The organism is Streptomyces sp. NPDC027663 (assembly GCF_055566415.1).
In genome coordinates this window covers 996,712-1,015,427 of the sequence record NZ_JBVHSK010000001.1, presented here as the reverse complement: position 1 = coordinate 1,015,427, position 18,716 = coordinate 996,712, and the positions used below count along the sequence as shown (strand labels likewise).

General features: G+C 72.1%; 20 protein-coding genes. 15 read left to right on the top strand and 5 right to left on the bottom strand.

Annotated elements, in window-relative coordinates; translation table 11 throughout:
- Nucleotides 1-142 precede the first annotated feature (142 nt).
- From ACZ4SF_RS04555 to pspAB, 3 genes are all read left to right on the top strand, one after another.
- Nucleotides 143-400: an SCO2583/SCO2584 N-terminal domain-containing protein gene (locus ACZ4SF_RS04555; protein WP_468378104.1), complete on the top strand. Its 258-nt coding sequence runs from the start codon at nt 143-145 to the stop codon at nt 398-400.
- 222 nt (nt 401-622) lie between these two features.
- Nucleotides 623-1,543 carry a zinc metalloprotease HtpX gene (htpX, locus tag ACZ4SF_RS04550; RefSeq protein ID WP_468378101.1) on the top strand — a complete coding sequence of 307 codons (921 nt, stop codon included), beginning with the start codon at nt 623-625 and terminating at the stop codon, nt 1,541-1,543.
- 3 nt (nt 1,544-1,546) lie between these two features.
- On the top strand, nt 1,547-2,131 hold the full coding sequence (pspAB, locus tag ACZ4SF_RS04545; RefSeq protein ID WP_468378098.1) for a PspA-associated protein PspAB: 585 nt from the start codon (nt 1,547-1,549) through the stop codon (nt 2,129-2,131).
- 19 nt (nt 2,132-2,150) lie between these two features.
- Here the strand turns inward: pspAB and ACZ4SF_RS04540 are convergent, their stop codons facing one another.
- The gene (locus ACZ4SF_RS04540) at nt 2,151-2,423 is read right to left on the bottom strand and encodes a hypothetical protein (RefSeq protein WP_468378095.1); all 273 of its coding nucleotides are present in this window, start codon (nt 2,421-2,423) and stop codon (nt 2,151-2,153) included.
- A 426-nt stretch (nt 2,424-2,849) separates the two neighbouring features.
- Between ACZ4SF_RS04540 and ACZ4SF_RS04535 the strand changes: the two genes are divergently transcribed.
- On the top strand, nt 2,850-4,031 hold the full coding sequence (locus ACZ4SF_RS04535; protein ID WP_468378092.1) for a winged helix DNA-binding domain-containing protein: 1,182 nt from the start codon (nt 2,850-2,852) through the stop codon (nt 4,029-4,031).
- A gap of 46 nt (nt 4,032-4,077) precedes the next feature.
- Here the strand turns inward: ACZ4SF_RS04535 and ACZ4SF_RS04530 are convergent, their stop codons facing one another.
- The gene (locus tag ACZ4SF_RS04530; RefSeq protein ID WP_468378090.1) at nt 4,078-4,392 is read right to left on the bottom strand and encodes a hypothetical protein; all 315 of its coding nucleotides are present in this window, start codon (nt 4,390-4,392) and stop codon (nt 4,078-4,080) included.
- Nucleotides 4,393-4,654: 262 nt separating this feature from the next.
- Between ACZ4SF_RS04530 and ACZ4SF_RS04525 the strand changes: the two genes are divergently transcribed.
- On the top strand, nt 4,655-5,023 hold the full coding sequence (locus ACZ4SF_RS04525) for an arsenate reductase family protein (RefSeq protein ID WP_468378087.1): 369 nt from the start codon (nt 4,655-4,657) through the stop codon (nt 5,021-5,023).
- Nucleotides 5,024-5,142: 119 nt separating this feature from the next.
- Nucleotides 5,143-5,904: a hypothetical protein gene (locus tag ACZ4SF_RS04520; protein ID WP_468378085.1), complete on the top strand. Its 762-nt coding sequence runs from the start codon at nt 5,143-5,145 to the stop codon at nt 5,902-5,904.
- A 3-nt stretch (nt 5,905-5,907) separates the two neighbouring features.
- Here ACZ4SF_RS04520 and ACZ4SF_RS04515 read toward each other — a convergent pair whose 3' ends face one another.
- Nucleotides 5,908-6,774 carry an alpha/beta fold hydrolase gene (locus ACZ4SF_RS04515; protein WP_468378082.1) on the bottom strand — a complete coding sequence of 289 codons (867 nt, stop codon included), beginning with the start codon at nt 6,772-6,774 and terminating at the stop codon, nt 5,908-5,910.
- Between the two features lie 71 nt (nt 6,775-6,845).
- Between ACZ4SF_RS04515 and ACZ4SF_RS04510 the strand changes: the two genes are divergently transcribed.
- From ACZ4SF_RS04510 to ACZ4SF_RS04490, 5 genes are all read left to right on the top strand, one after another.
- Nucleotides 6,846-7,325 (top strand): MarR family transcriptional regulator, encoded by a 480-nt coding sequence (locus ACZ4SF_RS04510; protein WP_468378081.1) that lies wholly within the window; start codon nt 6,846-6,848, stop codon nt 7,323-7,325.
- Between the two features lie 244 nt (nt 7,326-7,569).
- Entirely contained in the window at nt 7,570-8,601 is a 1,032-nt protein-coding gene (glnII, locus tag ACZ4SF_RS04505) for a glutamine synthetase (protein ID WP_468378078.1), read from the top strand.
- A 537-nt stretch (nt 8,602-9,138) separates the two neighbouring features.
- Entirely contained in the window at nt 9,139-9,714 is a 576-nt protein-coding gene (locus ACZ4SF_RS04500) for a winged helix-turn-helix domain-containing protein (RefSeq protein WP_468378075.1), read from the top strand.
- A gap of 102 nt (nt 9,715-9,816) precedes the next feature.
- Nucleotides 9,817-10,824 (top strand): NAD-dependent epimerase/dehydratase family protein, encoded by a 1,008-nt coding sequence (locus ACZ4SF_RS04495; RefSeq protein ID WP_468378073.1) that lies wholly within the window; start codon nt 9,817-9,819, stop codon nt 10,822-10,824.
- 436 nt (nt 10,825-11,260) lie between these two features.
- Complete coding sequence (locus ACZ4SF_RS04490; RefSeq protein ID WP_468378070.1) at nt 11,261-12,826, top strand: DUF1996 domain-containing protein; 1,566 nt, start codon at nt 11,261-11,263, stop codon at nt 12,824-12,826.
- 90 nt (nt 12,827-12,916) lie between these two features.
- Here ACZ4SF_RS04490 and ACZ4SF_RS04485 read toward each other — a convergent pair whose 3' ends face one another.
- Nucleotides 12,917-13,309, bottom strand: a complete 393-nt coding sequence (locus ACZ4SF_RS04485; protein ID WP_468378317.1) for a hypothetical protein — start codon at nt 13,307-13,309, stop codon at nt 12,917-12,919.
- 280 nt (nt 13,310-13,589) lie between these two features.
- Between ACZ4SF_RS04485 and ACZ4SF_RS04480 the strand changes: the two genes are divergently transcribed.
- From ACZ4SF_RS04480 to ACZ4SF_RS04465, 4 genes are all read left to right on the top strand, one after another.
- On the top strand, nt 13,590-15,500 hold the full coding sequence (locus ACZ4SF_RS04480) for a hypothetical protein (RefSeq protein ID WP_468378067.1): 1,911 nt from the start codon (nt 13,590-13,592) through the stop codon (nt 15,498-15,500).
- A gap of 152 nt (nt 15,501-15,652) precedes the next feature.
- Nucleotides 15,653-16,549, top strand: a complete 897-nt coding sequence (locus tag ACZ4SF_RS04475; protein WP_468378065.1) for a metal-dependent hydrolase — start codon at nt 15,653-15,655, stop codon at nt 16,547-16,549.
- Nucleotides 16,549-17,598 (top strand): PDR/VanB family oxidoreductase, encoded by a 1,050-nt coding sequence (locus ACZ4SF_RS04470; protein WP_468378062.1) that lies wholly within the window; start codon nt 16,549-16,551, stop codon nt 17,596-17,598. The genes ACZ4SF_RS04475 and ACZ4SF_RS04470 overlap by 1 nt, the downstream gene beginning before the upstream one ends.
- Nucleotides 17,599-17,634: 36 nt before the next feature.
- Nucleotides 17,635-18,324 (top strand): TetR/AcrR family transcriptional regulator, encoded by a 690-nt coding sequence (locus tag ACZ4SF_RS04465; RefSeq protein ID WP_468378059.1) that lies wholly within the window; start codon nt 17,635-17,637, stop codon nt 18,322-18,324.
- A 7-nt stretch (nt 18,325-18,331) separates the two neighbouring features.
- On the opposite strand, the gene ACZ4SF_RS04460 is transcribed toward ACZ4SF_RS04465, so the two are convergent.
- Nucleotides 18,332-18,694 (bottom strand): 5-carboxymethyl-2-hydroxymuconate Delta-isomerase, encoded by a 363-nt coding sequence (locus tag ACZ4SF_RS04460; RefSeq protein ID WP_468378057.1) that lies wholly within the window; start codon nt 18,692-18,694, stop codon nt 18,332-18,334.
- Nucleotides 18,695-18,716: the final 22 nt, after the last annotated feature.

Below are 18,716 nucleotides of genomic sequence, written 5' to 3'. Positions count from 1 at the left end.
CGGCCGGCGGCCCCTGTGCAACCGTTTCCGCCACTCCGGCCGCCGGCTCGCCGCCCCCGTGCAACCTTTGCCGCTTCCCAGACTTCCTATTGTCGGGGGATCATCCCTCCGGACTCTGCCGGACGAGAGAGGTTGAACGGGGATGTCGGAACAGGACGACTGGGAGCGCGACTTCGATCACACCTGGGCGAACTCGGCCGAGCACAAGGAGCCCTCCGCCCGGGCCCGGATGCTCGCCGCCCGCTGGAAGGAGAACCCGCCGAATCCGGCACCCTTCCGCGCCGACCCGGGTCCGGCGGCGCCCCGCCGGTCGTCGTGGGTGTCGACGGCCGTGGTACTCGGCTGCGTGGCCGTGGTGATCGTGCTGCTGGGTTACGTGCAGATGCGCTCCTCCTACTGACGGCCGCCGCACCCCGAGACGACGAGTGGCGGCCGCCGCACCCCGAGACGACGAGTGGCGGCCGCCGCACCGCGAGACCACGGCCGGCGATCGCCGCACCGCGACCCCGCGGGCACCCTTTGCTCCTCCTGGTGCCGTTCCGGACCACTTCATGGGGTTCACCGGAAACGGCAGGTGCACACTGGACAGCGGGACGAGTGCCTGACTGCGGGGTGATGCAAGATGCAGAGCCGCTTTGAGAGCGACCGGCGCCTGACCGTACGCATGGGTCTGACGCTGTTCCTGCTCGGGCTGCTGTACGTGGGCTTCGTCGCCGCGCTGATCGTGCTGCTGAAGTCCTGGGTGCTGGTCGCCGTCGTGATCGCGGCGGTGTTCGTGGCACAGTTCTGGTTCTCCGACCGGATCGCGATGTTCGCCATGCGCGGCCGGGTCGTGAAACGCGAGGAGTACCCGGAGCTGCACGCCGTGGTGGACCGGCTGGGCGCGATCGCCGACATGCCGGGGCCGGTCGTCGCCGTGTCCGAGATGGACATGCCGAACGCCTTCGCGACCGGGCGCAATCCCGACCACGCCGTGGTCTGCGTGACCACCGGTCTGCTGCGGCGGCTGGAGCCGGCGGAGCTGGAGGGCGTACTCGCGCACGAGCTGTCGCACGTGGCGCACAAGGACGTCGCCGTGATCACGGTGGCGTCCTTCCTCGGGGTGATCGCCGGCCTGGTCGTACGGTTCGCCTTCTACTCACAGGTGTTCGGCGGAGGCCGCCGGGACCAGAACACCGCCGCCGTCTTCGCCGCCATACTCGGCGTCTCGGTGGCCGTGTACGCGCTCAGCTTCGTGCTGATCCGGGCGCTGTCCCGGTACCGGGAGCTGGCGGCCGACCGCGCGGCGGCACAGCTGACGGGCCGGCCCTCGGCGCTGGCGTCGGCGCTGACCAAGGTATCCGGGGACATCGCGCGGATCCCGACCAAGGACCTGCGGACGGCCCAGGCGTTCAACGCGTTCTACTTCACCCCGGCGACCGGCCGGGAGCCCGGCATCGAGCGGTTCTTCTCCACCCACCCGACCCTGGAGCAGCGGCTGGAGCAGCTGGGCCGGATCTCGGCGGAGCTGGGCCAGGCCGCCACGCCGGGGAAGGCGGGGTGAGCGGTGGGGCTGCTGGACATCCTGCTGGGCCGTACGAAACCGGTCCTGCCCGACCTCGACCAGCTGTTCGCACTGCCCTCGGCGGCGGTGGCGCTGCAGGCGTCGGCCGGCTTCACCCCGACCGGCCATGGAGCGGTGTGCTTCGCCACCGTGGAGGGGGCGGCCTTCGAGCAGACCCACCGCGAGGTGCAGGCGCTGCTGGACGCGGACGCCGACCGCACCGGCCCGCCCGTGGAGCTGAGCCGGGACGGCTACGGCTACTCCTGGCTGGTGTCCCGCCGCTCCCCCGACGACCTGCCGGCGCTGGTCGGCGACCTGCACGCGGTGAACAGTGCGATGGAGGCCGACGGCTTCGGCCCGCAACTGCTGTGCTCGCTCGCCGGGTTCACGGACGACACCGGCCGGAAGCTGGCACTCGTCTACCTCTACAAGCGCGGGACGTTCTATCCGTTCGCTCCCCTGCCCGGCGCCGCCGAACGGCGGGACAGCGCGCTGGAGCTGCAGGTGAAGGCGGCGCTCGGAAACGATCTGCGGGTCGAGCAGGACCTGAGCCGCTGGTTCCCGGTGTGGGGCGCCCCCGGCCTGTGACGGCCGGCGACGCCCTGGCTCACCTGCTCTTCTCCCGCTCCTGCCGGCGGACCTCGAAGGGCCGTTCACGACGGTAGCGGCGCTCCCACCGGGCCTGCCGGTCCCGGCGGTCCCGGTAGACCCGGTAGCTGTCGGGCGGAGCGCCGGGCCCAGGGGGCGGGGTCGTACGAGGGGTGCCGGGCCGGTGTGTCGCGTACAGGTACAGCAGCGCGACGGCGGCGAGCCACCAGAGATGGTTTCCGGTTCCGAGGACCACCAGGACGACGGTCCCGGACGCGACGATGCCACGCATGACGGACCTCCGTTGCGGTGAAGGGGGAAGACGGGAATAGGGAGGAGTGTGTCGGTTTCGCCTCCGTTTGTTCAGCGTAGGGAGGGCGTGACCGCCGGTGCATCCCGTTTTCCGCGCGTGCGGGCCACGGCAGGGGTCCGTGCGGGCCACCGGGGGGGATCCGTGCGGGCCACGGCAGGGACCGTCGAGGCCGCGCTGTCCGCCCGTGCCCGGTACACGCGCCTCGGACTCCCCGGCACCGCGCACCGGTTGGGCCTGTGATCCCGTGGCCACGCCGGGAAGCGGCGGGTGCCGGCCGGTGACGGGACGGCCGGTCGGCCGGGCGGCGGTGGACAATCCGAACGCGGGTCCGCGGCCGGGCAGTGCGGCTGTCAGTGGCATCGGCGACCATGGCGGCAACGGATCGTGAGCCATGGGGAGGCCGGCATGACGGACGTACGGCGGCACATCGGCGTGGCGGAGCGGCGGGCCCGGCTGGCTCTGCGGCACCGTCTCGCGGGTCCGGCCCGGGCGGCGACGCCCGAGGAGGTCGCGGACTCCCTGGTGGCCCTGCACGCCACGGACCCGGCGACGGTGTTCCTGGCGGTGACCGCGCGGCTGGCCGACCCGGCCAAGGCGGTGCCGGAGACGGAGCGGGCGCTGTACGACGACGGCACGCTGGTGCGGATGCACGGCATGCGGCACACGGTGTTCGTGTTCCCCGCCGGGCTGACGGCCGTCGTCCACGCGTCGACGGGCCTGGCGGTGGCCGCCCGCGCCCGCGCGGCCCTGCTCCGGGACATGGCGAGCGCCGGCGCCCCGGACGCGGACTGGCTGGCGGAGGTCGAGGAGGCCGCGCTGGCCGCGCTGGCCCGGCGGGGTCAGGCGACGGCGGCGGAGCTGGCGGCGGACGAGCCCCGCCTGCGCGAGCAGTTCGTGTACGCGGCCGGGAAGAGCTACGAGGGCGTCCACACGGTCTCGACGCGACTGCTGCGCCTCATGGGCGTGGAGGGCAAGGTGGTCCGGGGCCGGCCGCTCGGCTCCTGGACGTCCAGCCAGTTCCGCTGGGCCCCTGCCCCGCCCCACCCCGAGCTGGACGTGGCCGAGGCCCAGGCCGGTCTGCTGCACCGCTGGCTGCGGGCGTGCGGTCCGGCGACCGAGGCGGACCTGAAGTGGTGGACCGGCTGGCGGGTCACCGAGGTGCGCCGCGCCCTGTCCGCGATCGGCGCCGAGACGGTGGCGCTGGACGAGGGCACGGGGTACGTCGCCGCGGGGGACGCGGAGCCGGTGGCGGATCCCGGGGAGCCCTGGGCGGCGCTGCTGCCCGCCCTGGACCCGACGGCGATGGGCTGGCAGCAGCGCGACTGGTATCTGGATCCGGCGCTGCGGCCCCTGCTCTTCGACCGCAGCGGCAACGTGGGTCCGACGGTGTGGTGGAACGGCCGGGTGGTGGGCGGCTGGGCGCAGCGCGCGGACGGCGAGATCGTCTGGCGGATTCCTCAGGACGGCGACCGCCGCGAGGCCACGGCCGCGGTGGCGGCGGAGGCCGGGCGGCTGGGCGGGCTGCTGGGGACGACCCGGGTCACCCCGCGCCTGCGCACTCCGCTGGAGCGGCAGCTGGCGTCATGACGGCGCCGGGTGCCCCGCGGTCCGCCGCGGGGCACCCGGTCCCGGCTCAGCGCGAGTAGCGCATCAGTGCGCGCACCATGTGGCACGTGGTGTCGGACGGCGGGCGCATCCCGATCCGTTCCGCCGTGCTGTGGATCGTCTCGTTGCGGGCCTGGCCCGGCAGATAGACCCCGGAGTCGAGCAGGGCTATCGCGAGACGCATGGCCTTCAGGCGCCGGTTGTGCGTGACGTACCACTCGCGCGGCTGTCCGGCCGGCAGCGGCCGCTTCGCCACGGGCTCGTACGGCGAGTCGAACAGCACGGAACGCTGGACGGTGGACTGGGTCGGCAACGGCTTCGGCTTCAGGGCGGCAGCGGGCACAGGCATCCTCCTGTCGCGGTAAGGACACACACCGGGTGCGGTGCCTGCCCTCGAACAGTTCCTCCATTTTACTGCCGGGCACTGACATCCGGGGAGTCCACGAGCCTGCCAAAGCGCCAGGTCAGCATGGAAGTTGTCGCCGTGTCACACGCGGCTCGAGGGGCACGCGAGAGACAGTAGTAATTCGAACAGGCTGGATCGGTGAACAGGGCCGCACGGTCCTGCCGGGAAGCACCTCGGGAAGACGCGTACCGTGTGCCGCATGGAGATCTGGATCAATCCGGCCTGTTCCAAGTGCCGCAGCGCGATCAGCCTGCTCGACGCCGAAGGGGCCGAGTACACCGTCCGGCGTTACCTGGAGGACGTGCCGAGCGAGGCCGAGATCAGGGCCGTGCTGGAGCGGCTGAACCTCGAGCCGTGGGACATCACCCGCACCCAGGAGGCCGCCGCCGGGGAACTGGGACTCAAGGACTGGCCGCGTGACGAGAGCGCACGGGACCGGTGGGTCAGCGCGCTCGCCGAGCACCCCAAGCTCATCCAGCGCCCGATCATCACCGCTGACGACGGAACGGCGCTGGTGGCACGCAGCGAGGAAGCCGTGCGCGAGGCCCTCGATCACAACAAGAGCTGAGGTGCGCTCATCTCCGTTGTGACGCAGGTTACTTCAGCGACTCCGGCGACCGCTGAGTAACTTCGTTCGGCATCTCGTACATAGCGACGTACGCTCCCCTACCTCTTCAGGAGGCGCGCATGTCGCGTAGGAGAACTCTCGGCACGAAGAAGAAGATCGCGCTGCTCGTCAGTGCCGCGGCGGTGGCGGGCGGCGGGGCCTTCGCGCTGGCGTCCACCTCGAACGCCGCGAGCCCGCAGAACGCCAAGACGCTGTCCGCCGGGGACTCGACCGTATGCCAGGGGCTGGCCACGGCCCACGGCAACAACGACAAGTTCATCGCGGACCAGAAGGCGAACCCGGACGCGCAGTCGGCGGCCCGGATCGCCAACCGCGAGGCGGTCATCAAGCAGATCAAGGTCCAGCAGAAGGCTGCGGGATGCACCGTTGGGGAGTCGGCTCAGGGCTCCCAGACCGGGCAGGGCAACGCGGGCCAGCAGGGCAACGGCCAGCAGGGCAACGCGGGTCAGCAAGGCAACGGCCAGCAGGGCAACGCGGGTCAGAAGGGCAACGGCCAGCAGGCCGGCGGCGCCCAGCAGGGCGACCAGCAGGCCGGCGGGGCGGGGAACAACGGCGGCGACGCCGCGGCCTCCGGCCAGCAGGTGTGCAAGGGCTCCACCGTGACGCTCTCCGGCGAGGGCGGCGCCCCGGCCGCGTCCAGCAGCCAGTTCCCGGCCGGCACCACCCTGAAGGTCACCAACCTGGACAACAACAAGTCCACCACGGTGAAGGTGACCTCGGTCTCCGGCAGCTGTGTCCTGCTGAACAACGCCGCCTTCGAGCAGGTCCGGGAACCCGGCAAGTTCCTCATCCGCCGCGCGGTCATCGAGAAGGTGGGGTGAGGCTCAGCCACCGGACAGGAACGCAGTGAGGTGACGGGCCAGACCGGCTGGTGCCGCTTGCGGCAGCGCATGGTGGGAGACGTCCGGCAGTACGACGGTCTCCACGCGCGGCAGCGTCGCACCGGCCCTGGCCGTCACCGTGGTGGGGTCATGGGTCCTGCTGCTCGCGGCCACGAGCAGCAGGACCGGCACGTTCAGGGTGCGCAACGCGTCCGGTGCCGGGCGCGGGCCCGTCACCGGTTTCACGGACGGGAAGCCCACGGCCGCCTGCTGCAGGCGGAGCCAGTCGGGATCCGGAACCGCTCCCCCGGTCTCCCACTCCAGGAAGGCGCGGACCCGGCGGGGTGAGGGCCGCAGCAGCATCGGCACGGCATGGAGCAGGTACGTCGCCTTGTACCCGGCGAAGCACTGGGTCGGGTCCAGGAGGAACAGGCGACGCACCCGGGCCGGCGTGCGCAGGGCATGGTGCAGTGCGATCCAGGCACCGTACGAGTGACCGCCCACGTCGGCCGATGCCACGTCCAGGCCGTCCAGCAGGGCGTCCAGCCAGGCGGCCAGGTCGGCGACCGTACGGGGGTGACGGTCGCCGGCCGGGACGCTCAGGCCCGGGGCGCCGATCAGGTCGGGGGCGTAGACGCGGCGCACCCGGGCCAGGGCGTCCACCTGCGCGTACCAGGACACGGAGGTCGCCGCGCCGCCGCCCGGCAGCAGAACCAGTGGGGGCGCCTCGCGCGGACCGCAGGCGTTGACCCGGGTGCCGCCGAAAGGTGTCGCCACCGTCAGGGTCTCGCGGTCCGCCGGCCATTTCGCCAGCACCTTGTCGTACGCGACCCGGAAGGCCTCGGCGTCGTACCCACTCGTCCGCGGCATGCGGAAGCACCCCCTATTATCTCGTTCAGCGAGATATTCGATGAGCGAGATGATAGGTCAGGAGGCCCCCCATGCCGACCCCGCCCGGACCGGATTCCGCGCCCGAGATGGAGATCGTTCATCTGCTGCGTGCCGTCGCCGTCGAACTCGGCCTGCACAGCGCCCGTTTCGCGCACCGGAACGGCATGCATTCCACGGACGTGCGCGCCCTGATCGCGCTCATGGACGCCCAGCGCGCGGGCGAGGAGACGACCGCCGGACGGCTCGGGGCCGCGCTCGGCCTCAACTCGGCGGGGACCACGGCGCTCGTGGACCGGCTGGAGCGGGCCGGCCAGGTGCGGCGGGTGCGCGGTGAGCGGGACCGGAGGCGGGTCGTGATCGAGGTGGAGGACCGCGCGGTCGAGCTGGGCCAGGCTTTCTTCGGGCCGCTGATCGAACGGTCGGTGGAACTGCTGCGGGGATACGACGAGCGGCAACTGTCGGCGATCCGCGGCTTTCTCGGCGGGGTGCGCGAGGCGGCCTCGCGTGAGGCTGCGTCCGGGGAGGCGTGAGCCCTTCCCGGGACCTGCCGGAACTCGTACCTCCGGGTCTCTCCCGGCATCCCCATAACCCGCCCGAACCCGCCTCACAACGTGAGACGGGACACAAAAGGGCCAGGTAACACGGGGTTCACATTCGAGCAATGGCCGGGAAACGGCCCGTTGCCAAGCTGCGCGGCAGATCGAGCGGCGCACCGGTGCCGCAGCGCCGCAGCACCGCGCGTGCACCCGACCCACCCCGAAGGATGTGTCCTCCGTGACCTTCAAGGCTGAGTACATCTGGATCGACGGCACCGCGCCGACGGCCAAGCTCCGTTCCAAGACGAAGATCATCACGGGTGCCCCGGCCGGTCTCGACGCGCTGCCGGTCTGGGGCTTCGACGGCTCCTCCACCAACCAGGCCGAGGGCCACTCCTCGGACCGCGTGCTCAAGCCGGTCTTCACCTGTCCGGACCCGATCCGCGGCGGCGACGACATCCTGGTGCTGTGCGAGGTCCTCGACATCGACATGACCCCGCACCGCTCCAACACGCGCGCCGCGCTGGCCGAGGTCGCCGAGCGGTTCGCCGCCCAGGAGCCGATCTTCGGCATCGAGCAGGAGTACACCTTCTTCGAGGGCACCCGCCCGCTCGGCTTCCCCGAGAACGGCTTCCCGGCCCCGCAGGGCGGCTACTACTGCGGTGTCGGCGCCGACGAGATCTTCGGCCGGGACGTCGTCGAGGCCCACCTGGACAACTGCCTCAAGGCCGGCCTCGGCATCTCCGGCATCAACGCCGAGGTCATGCCCGGTCAGTGGGAGTTCCAGGTCGGCCCGCTCGCCCCGCTGGAGGTCTCCGACCAGCTGTGGGTGGCCCGTTGGCTGCTGTACCGCACCGCCGAGGACTTCGGCATCTCCGCGACCCTGGACCCGAAGCCGGTCAAGGGCGACTGGAACGGCGCGGGCGCGCACACCAACTTCTCCACCAGGGCGATGCGCGAGGGTTACGACGCGATCATCACCGCGTGCGAGTCGCTCGGTGAGGGTTCCAAGCCGCTGGACCACGTCAAGAACTACGGCGCCGGCATCGACGATCGCCTGACGGGCCTGCACGAGACCGCCCCGTGGGACAAGTACTCCTACGGTGTCTCCGACCGGGGCGCCTCGGTCCGTATCCCGTGGCAGGTCGAGAAGGACGGCAAGGGCTACATCGAGGACCGCCGCCCGAACGCCAACGTCGACCCGTACGTGGTGACCCGCCTGCTGGTGGACACCTGCTGCTCCGCGCTGGAGAAGGCCGGCCAGGCCTGATCCGCCCAGCCGTATCCGAGGGGCGCCCGCTGTCACAGCGGGCGCCCCTCGCGCATGCCGTACGCCCTGGGGAGACCGGCCGGGGCAGCCGACCGGGGGAAGGAGGGCGGCCGGATGCGGTCACGCTGTCCGAGGAGTGAGACGCCGTTCCGGACGTCCAGAGGCGTCCGCAAGCCGCTGACCAGCACAGCACCCCGGACTGCCGGGCACACGCAACGTCAAGTTCACACCAAAGGAGCGTCCAAGCAGTGAGAGAAGGCTCCTGCCCGCGGCAAGCCTCTGCTTCAATGGGCCCATGGTCGGCTTCCAGAAGATCACCGCGACGGGTCGCCATGACCTCGAGCCGTTCTGGCCCTCCCGTCAGCACCACGACTTCGACCGTGTGTGTCGCTGCGCGATGAACGCGCGGGCCCTCTAAAGCCGTACCCCCGGCCTTCGGCCAGCGCGGAATGACGTAGGTCCCCCGGCGCGCCCGACCACGAGTCGCGGCCGTCGCCCTGCCCGACGAACTCCTCGCGCGAAATGAGCTGACCCTTCATGGCGACCACTCGTTCTCTCTCCACCGCCACCCTGAAGTCCCCCGCCTCGAACGGCACCCGGCACCGGCTGCGTGCCGTCGACCGGGACGAGGTGGTCGACGTCGCGGACTTCCTGCCGCCCGGCGCCACCTGGCTGCCCGCGCCGCAGCACACCCTGCCCACCCTGCCGGGCCAGCCGCCCATGGTCGGCTACCTGGTGCTGGTCCCGGCCGACCAGCGGCCCCCGTTCCTGCCGGTCGCGGTCCCCGACGAGCCGGAGGCCGGGGCGGACCCCGGCACCGAGCCGCTGGTGCGGATCGACCCCGTGCAGCGCACCGCCGACGTCGACGGCCGCGAACTCGACCTGACCTACCTGGAGTTCGAGCTGCTCGCGCACCTGGTGGCTCACCCGCACCGGGTGCACACCCGCGACCAGCTGGTCACCACGGTGTGGGGGTACGGCCATGTCGGCGACGGCCGCACCGTGGACGTGCACATCGCCCGGCTGCGCCGCAAGCTCGGCGCCCAGCACCGCCAGACGATCCAGACCGTGCGCCGCGTCGGCTACAAGTACACCCCGCCGGCCGGCCGCTGACCCTTCTGCGGCTCCGGGCTCCCGCCCCGGCGGGCCGACCCCGGCTCTGCTCTCGGCAGAGTCCCGTACCGGTCAGGGCCCGGACCGGGCACGATCACCGGTATGAGACTTCTTGTGCTGGGCGGTACGGAGTTCGTGGGGCGGGCCGTCGTGGAGGCCGCGCTCGGGCGCGGCTGGGAGGTGACCGTCTTCCACCGGGGACGGCACCAAGCCCCGCCCGGGGTGCGGTCGTTGCACGGCGACCGTACCGCTCCCGGCGGTCTCGCCGCCCTCGCGGCGGACGGCGCCGGCTGGGACGCCGTGGTCGACACCTGGTCGGCCGCCCCGCGTGCGGTGGCCGAGGCGGCGCGGCTGCTGCGCGGCCGCGCCGGACGGTACGTGTACGTCTCCAGCCGGTCGGTGTACGCCTGGCCCTGGCCCGTCGAGGCCGCCGAGAACGCCCCGCTGGTCGAGGGTGCCGCCGCCGACGCCGAGGCGACGGAGTACGCACGGGACAAGCGCGGCGGCGAACTGGCAGCCGTAGGGGCCTTCGGTGCGGCGGACTCGCTGCTGGTCCGGGCCGGACTGATCCTCGGCCCGTACGAGAACGTCGGCCGGCTGCCCTGGTGGCTGACCCGGATCGCCCGCGGCGGCCCGGTGCTGGCCCCCGGACCGCGGGACCTGCCGCTGCAGTACATCGACGCGCGCGATCTCGCCGACTGGCTGCTCGGCGCGGTGGAAAGGGAGTTGAGCGGGCCGTACGACCTGGTGTGCCCGCCCGGCCACACCACCATGGGCGAGCTGCTCCAGGCGTGCCTGGAGGCCACCGGCGCGGACGCGGAGCTGCGCTGGACCGACCCGCAGGTGATCCTGGACGCCGGGATCGAGCCGTGGACCGAGCTGCCGGTGTGGGTGCCGCCGGGCGGCGAACTGTACGACGGCGTGCACCGCGCCGACGTGACCCGGGCGGTGGCCACCGGGCTGGTGTGCCGGCCGGCCGGTGAGACCGTCGCCGACACCTGGCGGTGGCTGACGGAGATCGGCGGTACGGCGCCGCAGCGGCCGGACCGGACCAGCAAGGGCCTGGACCCCGAGGTGGAGGCGAAGGTGCTGGCCGGAGGCGGGGCATAGCTGACTCCACTCTGCGAGAGGGGTCCTCGGACGACTGACGGCCGGCTGCGGGTCACGGTCACCGACGACGGCAGGGGCGGTGCGGTGATCGGCGCCGGTTCCCGCTCGCAGCATCGCGGCCCAGCACGGGGTGACGGAACGGGCCATTGCCGAGCACACCTCCGGCATCTTCGCCGAACTGGGCATCACTGGACATCAAGATGCCGGACGGCGAGAACCGGCGGGTTCCGACGGTGCTCGCCGCTCTCGACCGCTACCGCTGATCCGGCCGAACCTCTGCTGCTCAGGCGACAGTTGTTGCGACGGAATGCCACTGATCCCGTGACGAATTCGTGAGAACGCTGAACACCTCCGGGGCGGCGTCCGTATGGAAGGACGCCGCTTCACTCCTGTCGGGCGCCTCGATGCTGCCCCGCAAGGAAGTCAGAGGAGTTCCATGGGACGCAACACACGAAAACGCCGTACGCCGCTGGCCACCAAGGCCATAGCCGCATCGGCGGCCCTAGCGCTCGGTGGGGGCGGGCTGATCTGGGCGAACTTCTACGCCTCGGCGCACGAGTCGAGCAACCAGTCGTGGGGAGGCAACCAGACCAAGGCCTCGACGGCCCAGGTCGCGACGATCTCCTGCCCGGACGTCGGCCAGAAGCTGACCAACGTGCCGAACCAGGCCCGTACCGAGGTCGCCGGGGAACTGTCCAGCCTCGACCGCCAGATCACTGACGCCTACCAGCGACTGGCGACCACGCGGGACGCGCAGGCCAAAGACGCGAGCTTCGTGCAGAACTCCATCCTGCAGCCGCTCAAGGACCGGCGTAAGGCGATCCTCGACCGGATCAAGCTGGAGATCACCCGCGCCGGCGGTACCGCGCCCAGCAGCCTGGACGCGCTCGCCGCGTGTACGGCGCAGACCGCCAACCAGACGACCGCCGGCGGCCAGCAGCAGAACAACGACGGCGGCCAGCAGCAGAACGGCGGCCAGCAGCAGAACGGCGGCCAGCAGCAGAACAACAACGGCGGCCAGCAGCAGGGCGGCGGCCAGCAGCAGGGCGGGAACGGTCAGCAGCAGAACATCGGCGGGCAGGCCGGCAACGGCCCGGTCGCGGCCGACTTCGTGGACATCACCAAGGTCCAGCCGAACGTGCAGGGCAAGCCCCGCAATTCCCGCAACGCGTCGACCGGCACGTTCACCACGCGCTGCGGTGTGAACGCCAACAAGAACTTCAACACCGACAACGTCATCGTGGCGCCCGGTGTCGCCAACGGCGCGCACCACCTGCACGACTACGTCGGCAACCAGAAGGTCAACGCCTTCTCCAGCAACCAGACGTTCCTGCAGGGCGGCACCAGCTGCCAGAACCGCAACGACGTCTCGTCGTACTACTGGCCGGTGGTCCGCGTCCAGGACGGTACGCAGGACTTCGACCAGAACCGGGACGGCGGCGGCAAGGAGGGCAACGTCGGCAAGATCCTGACGCCGGTGCAGGCCCAGATCAAGTACGTCGGCAGCCCGAAGAGCAAGGTCACGGCGATGCCGCAGTTCCTGCGGATCATCACCGGTGACGCCAAGACCACCACCAACGGTCTGGCCAACGCCAACGCGCACTGGAGCTGCACGGGCTTCGAGAACAAGGTCCAGCTGACCACGCAGTACCCGATCTGCCCGCAGGGCAGCAAGGTGGTGCGGACGTTCGCCTTCCAGAGCTGCTGGGACGGCCAGAACGCCGACAGCGCCAACCACCGCACGCATGTCGCGTTCGCCGACGCCAACGGCAACTGCCAGAACGGCTTCAAGGCGATCCCGCAGCTGACGATGCGCCTGGTGTACAACATCCAGCCGCCGGCCATCCAGAACGGCCAGGTGAAGAACGCCTACGCGGTGGACGGCTTCCCGGAGCAGCTGCACAAGGCGGCCACGGACCACGACGACTTCATCAGCGTCACGAAGAACGGTCTGGCCAACAAGATCGCGAACTGCATCAACAACGGTCAGAACTGCGCATGATCCCCGCAAGGGACGCATGACAGAAGGCCGGTGACGATCCCCCCCCGTCACCGGCCTTCGCCATGTCCGCGAACGGCGCGGACGACCGTGTCAGCCGCTGTGCGCGTGATGGTCGGCACCGGCCTCCAGATCGCCGCCGAGCGTGCCGCGCAGCGCCTTGACCACCCCGTCCTCGCCGACGGCGACCCATTTGCGGCCGACCAGGTAGTGACCGCCGTAGTCCTTGGCGTCGTTGATCCACTCCCGCTGGCCGCGGTCGGTGGCGAAGGTGGCGAGGATGAACTTCCCGTCGCCGTTGCGGCACAGGGCCTGGCGGATCTCGTCGGCGTCGGTCTGCATGTTCGGCTTGCACTTCACCTCGGCGGCCAGGCGCTCCAGACTGCCGGTCGCGGTCGGCGGCACCGCCTTCGTGTCCCCGCCCGAACTGCAGCCGGCCAGCGCCAGCAGCGCCGCGGCGCCGAGCGTCAGTCGCGTCAACCTCATCTGTTCCTCCGGTCCAGGTGAACCCAGCATGCCCCAGCTCCTTCGGATACGGCTCCCGCCCCCGATCCGCTCAAATCCCTCGACGGCGCACACGGCCGTGCGAAGGTGACGCGGTGAACCAGGACCGGGCCGCGAGAACCTGTCCCGCGCCCCCGGCGCCCTCGCCGCCCACCTGCCGCGCTGCCGACGGTCGACGGCGAACCTCGCGGGCCCTGGCCGGGCCCGCGGGGGAACCACCCGTCCGGCGGTGACCAACCGACGGGTCGCTCGTTCTCCCGACGTGCAGTCACAGGATGTAGCCCACCATCACGCACCCGTCTCCGCCGGTCCGGTCGATCTCGAGCAGGCCGAGGCCGCGCTCGTCGAGCACTACCCCCGGCTGGTCCGGCTCGCCTACCTCGTGCTGCCCCCGCAGCTCGGCCGCAGCCGCCGCGTCCTGACCGCACACGCCCTCGCCCAGCGGGCCCTTCCCCGGGGAAGCAAGCAGCCGGCCCCGATCCCGGCCCAGGCCCCGGGCGGGGACGGCGACCCGGGGTACGTCTATCTGCGCGAGCGGGTCCTGCGGGCCGCCCTGGAGTCGGCCCGCCCCCGCAGGGGACTGTCCCGCCTCGCCCAGCTCCCGCCGCTGCTCCCCCAGGTGTGGGGCCTGCGGCTGTTCCCGCGCTCGGGCGGTGCCGACGAACTCGCTCTGGACCAGCAGCTGTCCGCCCTGTCCGGCCCGGTCCGCGCCGCCTACGTGCTGCGCGGTCTGGAGCGGCTGCCCGACCCGGCCGTCCGCGAGATCCTCGGGGCCGCCGGCGTGGACGACCCGGGCGGCGCGCTGGCCGCCGCGAACAGCGTGCCCGCACAGCCGGGGCTGCTCTCCTCGCCCGAGTTCGACCCCTGCTCGCTGCAGGCGCGACCCACCGATCTGATGCGCCGCCGCCAGCACACCAAGGCCATCCTCACCGCGGCAGCCGCGCTCGCGGTGTGCGGCACGCTGATCGCCCTGCCGGGCGGCGGCTGGGGCCCCGACGGCGCCGCCGCGCCCGCCTATGCCGGGAACCCGGCAGCCGAGGCCGCCCTCGACCCGGGCAGACTGACCCGGGTCTCCCCCACCGCCTGGCAGACGTCGGCCCGCACCGACTTCTCGGTGTGGCCCGCGCGCGGCCCGCTCACCGGCGACCGGGCCCTGCTGCGCCGCGCCCTCGCCGTCTGGGCCCGACCCGGGGACACGGTCCGGATCTCGGCGACCCCCGGCACCCAGGCAGGCGGCCCGGCCGGCCCGCCCCAGCTGCTCTACGCGGGCGAGGTCGACAACGCCCGCGTGGTGATCCTCTACGACGGGCTGCGCATCGCCCGCTACGCCGAACCGAAGGACGGCACCCAGGGCGCGGCCCTGGACCTGGCCCGCACCGACGGCGCGACGGACGCCGAGGCGGGCGCCCTGGTGCTCGGCCGCTCCGACGGCAACGTCCGCTATCTGACCGCCCCCTGGGTGACGAAGGCGGCCCAGCGGGACCTGACCGAGCCGGACTCGGCCGCGCAGCCGCTCCACCTGACCGACGGTGTCACCGAGCCGCTGGCCAGCCCCGTCCTGCAGTCCGGCGCCTGTACCTCGTGGACCGTGCTCCGGCTGACCGACGCCACGGGCAGCCGGCTGGCCACCGATCTGGGCGAGTTGGTCCCGGCGCACCTCACGGCCGGCCGGCCCGGCTCGGCCGGGGAGGCGTCCGGTGCCGAGAGCCTGCGCACCTGGGCGCCCTTCGCCTGCTCGCTGGCGGCCGAGCGCTCGGCGGGCGTCCGGAGCGTCAACGCCTGGGCGTACGCGCAGCAGCCGCTGCCCGACGGCAGCGGGTCGGGTACCTGGGTGTGCACCAGGGCCGAGACCTGGCGTGGTGCCGGTACGGCCGCGCTGGCCCAGTTCCGTACGCCGGGCGGGGCGGCCGGTGCGGTGGTCGCCAAGGGCACGGACGTACCGGCCTGCGGGCCGCGGGATCCGCAGGTACTGGCCGGGGTGCTGTGGAAGTCGGCGGGCGGGCACTGGTACCTGCTGGCGGCGGGCAGCGAGGAGACCACGTCGATCCGGGCGACGGGTGGGGTCACCGCGTCCGGGCAGGGGCCGCTGCTGGCCGCGAAGGCCGAGCAGGGGGCCCGGGCCGACCTGGCCGGTACGTTGTCGGACGGGCGGAAGATCAGCGGGTTGCGGTAGGGCGGGCCGGCGGGCTGCGGCTCGGCACCGGCCCCCTCAGCGGTAGGGCCGGCTGCGGCTCGGCACCGGCCGTCGCCCGTTGCTGACATCCACGTAAACAAGCTTCGCAGCAGGGCTTCCTCAGGCGCCTTACCCGCCAGTACATTGACGCCATGTCTAACACGCAGGCCCGGTCCGTGGAGTCCGAACGCATCGCGCTCAAGGCCCGCAACGTGTCCTTCTCGTGGGAGGACACACCACTGCACTGGGTGCCCGGCGACCCGTTCACCACGCACACCATCAATGTGCTGCACCTGCTTCTGCCCGCCGGGGAGCGGTGGTTCGTGCACGTCTACAAGCAGGTGCTGCCGCTGATCCGGGACGACCGGCTCCGCGCGGACGTCGTCGGTTTCATCGGCCAGGAGGCCATGCACTCCCAGGCCCACGACGAGGTGCTGCCGCACCTGCGGGAACAGGGGCTCGACCCGACGCCGTACACCGCCCAGGTCGACTGGTTCTTCGAGAAGCTGCTCGGCGACCGCACCCTGCCGCCGGGCAGGGCCCGCAGATGGTGGCTGCTGGAACGGGTGGCGCTGATCGCGGCCATCGAGCACTACACCGCCTTCCTCGGCGACTGGGTGCTCAACGCCGCCGAGCTGGACCGGCGCGGTGCCGACCCGACCATGCTGGACCTGCTGCGCTGGCACGGCGCCGAGGAGGTCGAGCACAGGTCCGTCGCCTTCGACCTGTTCGTGCACGTCGACGGCAGCTACCGGCGCCGGGTGCGCACCTGGGCGACGGCCTTCTCGGCGCTGGTGTTCCTGTGGCAGCGGGGGATCCGCTTCTTCCTGGAGAACGACCCGACGCTGGTGAACCCCAAGGCCTCCCTCAAGGACTTCTACGTGCGCGGCCGGCAGGGCACGCTGCCCGCGACCGGGGACATGCTCAGGTCCGTCCCGCGCTACCTCAGCCGCACCTACCATCCGTCCCAGGAGGGCTCCACCGCTCAGGCCGTCGCCTACCTGGCCGCCTCCCCCGCCGCGCTCGCCGCGGAGAAGGCCGGTTCGTGATGCCCAGGCTGCGTACGGTCGCGCTCGTCGCGGGCGCCGCCCTGTTCTCCCGGCGGGCCCTGCGCCGCCGGGTCCAGGCATCGCCGCTGTGGCCGCTGCCCGCCCTGGACCCGCCGGTCTCCGGCCGGCCCCGCTCCCGGGCCCTGCGGCTCCTGCTCGCCTCGCACGAGACGGTCGCCGACGGAGTCGTACAACTCCGGCTGGAGGGCCGCGGGTTGCCGCGCTGGGCGCCCGGCGCCCATCTCGACCTGGTGCTGCCGTCGGGACTCGTCCGGCAGTACTCGCTGTGCGGGGACCCCGAGGACACCTCCTCGTACACGGTCGCCGTCCGGCTGGTGGCGGACGGGAGGGGTGGCTCCCGGGAGGTGCACGAGCAGCTGGCGGAGGGCATGGAGCTGGAGGTGCGCGGGCCGAGGAACCGATTCCCGCTGGCCGAGGCTCCCGCGTACGTCTTCGTCGCCGGCGGTATCGGCATCACGCCGGTCCTGCCGATGCTGCGGGCCCTGCCGGACGGCACCGAGTGGCGGCTGCTGTACTGCGGCCGGACGCGCGCCTCGATGCCCTTCCTGGAGGAGGTGCGCGAGCTCGCCGGAGACCGGCTCACCGTCGTCGCCGAGGACGAGGCCGGACGGCCGGACCTGAACGCCCTGTTCGCGGACACGGCCGAAGGCTCCGCCGTCCACTGCTGCGGTCCGGAAGGCCTGATGGCCGCGGTGGAGGAGAGGCTGCCCGAGGGGGCCGCCCTGCACCTGGAACGGTTCGCGCCACGCACCGCCGCCGGCGGTGACACCGAGTTCGAGCTGGAACTGCGGCGCAGCGGGCGGACGTTGACCGTGCCGGCCGGCTCCACCGTGCTGGCCACCGTACGCCGCGAGCTGCCGGACACCGCCTACTCCTGCGAGCAGGGCTTCTGCGGGACCTGCCGGCAGCGGGTGCTGGAGGGTGAGGCGGACCACCGGGACGAGCTGCTGACGGATGCGGAGCGTGGCGACTCGATGCTGATCTGTGTGTCGCGGGCCCGGAGCGATCGCCTGGTGCTCGACATGTGAACCCGTGCGGCCGAATTTGATCGGTAAGGTGTTCGCATGAGTACCGGGGTTCGCCGCAGGATGGGCGTCGAGGAGCGGCGGCAACAGCTGATCGGTGTCGCCCTCGACCTGTTCAGCCGACGCTCGCCCGACGAGGTCTCCATCGACGAGATAGCGTCGGCCGCGGGCATCTCGCGGCCGCTCGTGTACCACTACTTCCCGGGCAAACTCAGCCTGTACGAGGCCGCGTTGCAGCGCGCGTCGGAAGATCTCGCGAGCCGCTTCGCCGAGCCGCACGAGGGCTCGCTCGGCGCCCGGCTGCTGCGTGTGATGCGCCGCTACTTCGACTTCGTGGACGAGCACGGGCCCGGTTTCTCGGCGCTGATGCGCGGCGGCCCGGCCGTCGGCTCGTCGACGACCAACGCCCTCATCGACTCCGTGCGACAGGCCGCCTATGTCCAGATGCTTTCGCACCTGGGCGTCACCGACGCACCCGCGCGACTGGAACTGGTCGTCCGCTCCTGGATCTCGCTCGCCGAGTCGACGGCACTGATCTGGCTGGACGGCCGGCGCATTCCACGCGCCGAGCTGGAGCTGCAGCTGGTGCACGACTTCGCCGCGCTGGCCGCCGTCAGCGCGGCCTACGACGAGGACATGGCCGAGCTGCTGCGCACGATGGTGAAGGACGAGCCGGCCGACGGCCCCTTCGCGGAGCTGGCCGGCCGGCTCATGTCCCTGGCGTCCTGAACGAGGGCTACCGGTCGAACTTCCGGTACGACGGGTCGAGGTCACGGACCTCGGCGGAGGCGTGCACGGTGAACGCCGCCTCCGCCACGTGCTTCCGGAGCAGTTCCAGGGCCGCCTCCGCCAGCTGTGCCTTCGTCTCGTCGCTGCGTCCGGCGAGGAGCCCGAACGTCACGTGCACGATCGCGTGCCCGCGCGCCCCGGGGTCCTCGTACCCGAACACCGTGGACGTGCTCGGCCGGAACTGCGTCTTGCAGGCCTCCGGCCTGGCCGCCGCGATCTCCACGGTCGCCTCGTGCAGCGCCCGCGCGAAGCCCTCGCGGTCGAAGGCGTTCTCCATGGTGTCCGAGTAGTCGACGGTGATCTGCGGCATGAGCACTCCTGTTCTACGGCGA

What these genes read in the sequence shown, in the direction of transcription:
- ACZ4SF_RS04525 (WP_468378087.1), top strand. Translation starts at nt 4,655, where the DNA reads ATGGAGATCTGGATCAATCCGGCCTGTTCCAAGTGCCGCAGCGCGATC.
- ACZ4SF_RS04520 (WP_468378085.1), top strand. Translation starts at nt 5,143, where the DNA reads ATGTCGCGTAGGAGAACTCTCGGCACGAAGAAGAAGATCGCGCTGCTC.
- ACZ4SF_RS04495 (WP_468378073.1), top strand. Translation starts at nt 9,817, where the DNA reads ATGAGACTTCTTGTGCTGGGCGGTACGGAGTTCGTGGGGCGGGCCGTC.
- ACZ4SF_RS04485 (WP_468378317.1), bottom strand. Translation starts at nt 13,309, where the DNA reads ATGAGGTTGACGCGACTGACGCTCGGCGCCGCGGCGCTGCTGGCGCTG.
- ACZ4SF_RS04490 (WP_468378070.1), top strand. Translation starts at nt 11,261, where the DNA reads ATGGGACGCAACACACGAAAACGCCGTACGCCGCTGGCCACCAAGGCC.
- ACZ4SF_RS04515 (WP_468378082.1), bottom strand. Translation starts at nt 6,774, where the DNA reads ATGCCGCGGACGAGTGGGTACGACGCCGAGGCCTTCCGGGTCGCGTAC.
- ACZ4SF_RS04465 (WP_468378059.1), top strand. Translation starts at nt 17,635, where the DNA reads ATGAGTACCGGGGTTCGCCGCAGGATGGGCGTCGAGGAGCGGCGGCAA.
- htpX (WP_468378101.1), top strand. Translation starts at nt 623, where the DNA reads ATGCAGAGCCGCTTTGAGAGCGACCGGCGCCTGACCGTACGCATGGGT.
- ACZ4SF_RS04460 (WP_468378057.1), bottom strand. Translation starts at nt 18,694, where the DNA reads ATGCCGCAGATCACCGTCGACTACTCGGACACCATGGAGAACGCCTTC.
- ACZ4SF_RS04470 (WP_468378062.1), top strand. Translation starts at nt 16,549, where the DNA reads ATGCCCAGGCTGCGTACGGTCGCGCTCGTCGCGGGCGCCGCCCTGTTC.
- ACZ4SF_RS04475 (WP_468378065.1), top strand. Translation starts at nt 15,653, where the DNA reads ATGTCTAACACGCAGGCCCGGTCCGTGGAGTCCGAACGCATCGCGCTC.
- ACZ4SF_RS04500 (WP_468378075.1), top strand. Translation starts at nt 9,139, where the DNA reads ATGGCGACCACTCGTTCTCTCTCCACCGCCACCCTGAAGTCCCCCGCC.
- ACZ4SF_RS04555 (WP_468378104.1), top strand. Translation starts at nt 143, where the DNA reads ATGTCGGAACAGGACGACTGGGAGCGCGACTTCGATCACACCTGGGCG.
- ACZ4SF_RS04535 (WP_468378092.1), top strand. Translation starts at nt 2,850, where the DNA reads ATGACGGACGTACGGCGGCACATCGGCGTGGCGGAGCGGCGGGCCCGG.
- ACZ4SF_RS04510 (WP_468378081.1), top strand. Translation starts at nt 6,846, where the DNA reads ATGCCGACCCCGCCCGGACCGGATTCCGCGCCCGAGATGGAGATCGTT.
- ACZ4SF_RS04540 (WP_468378095.1), bottom strand. Translation starts at nt 2,423, where the DNA reads ATGCGTGGCATCGTCGCGTCCGGGACCGTCGTCCTGGTGGTCCTCGGA.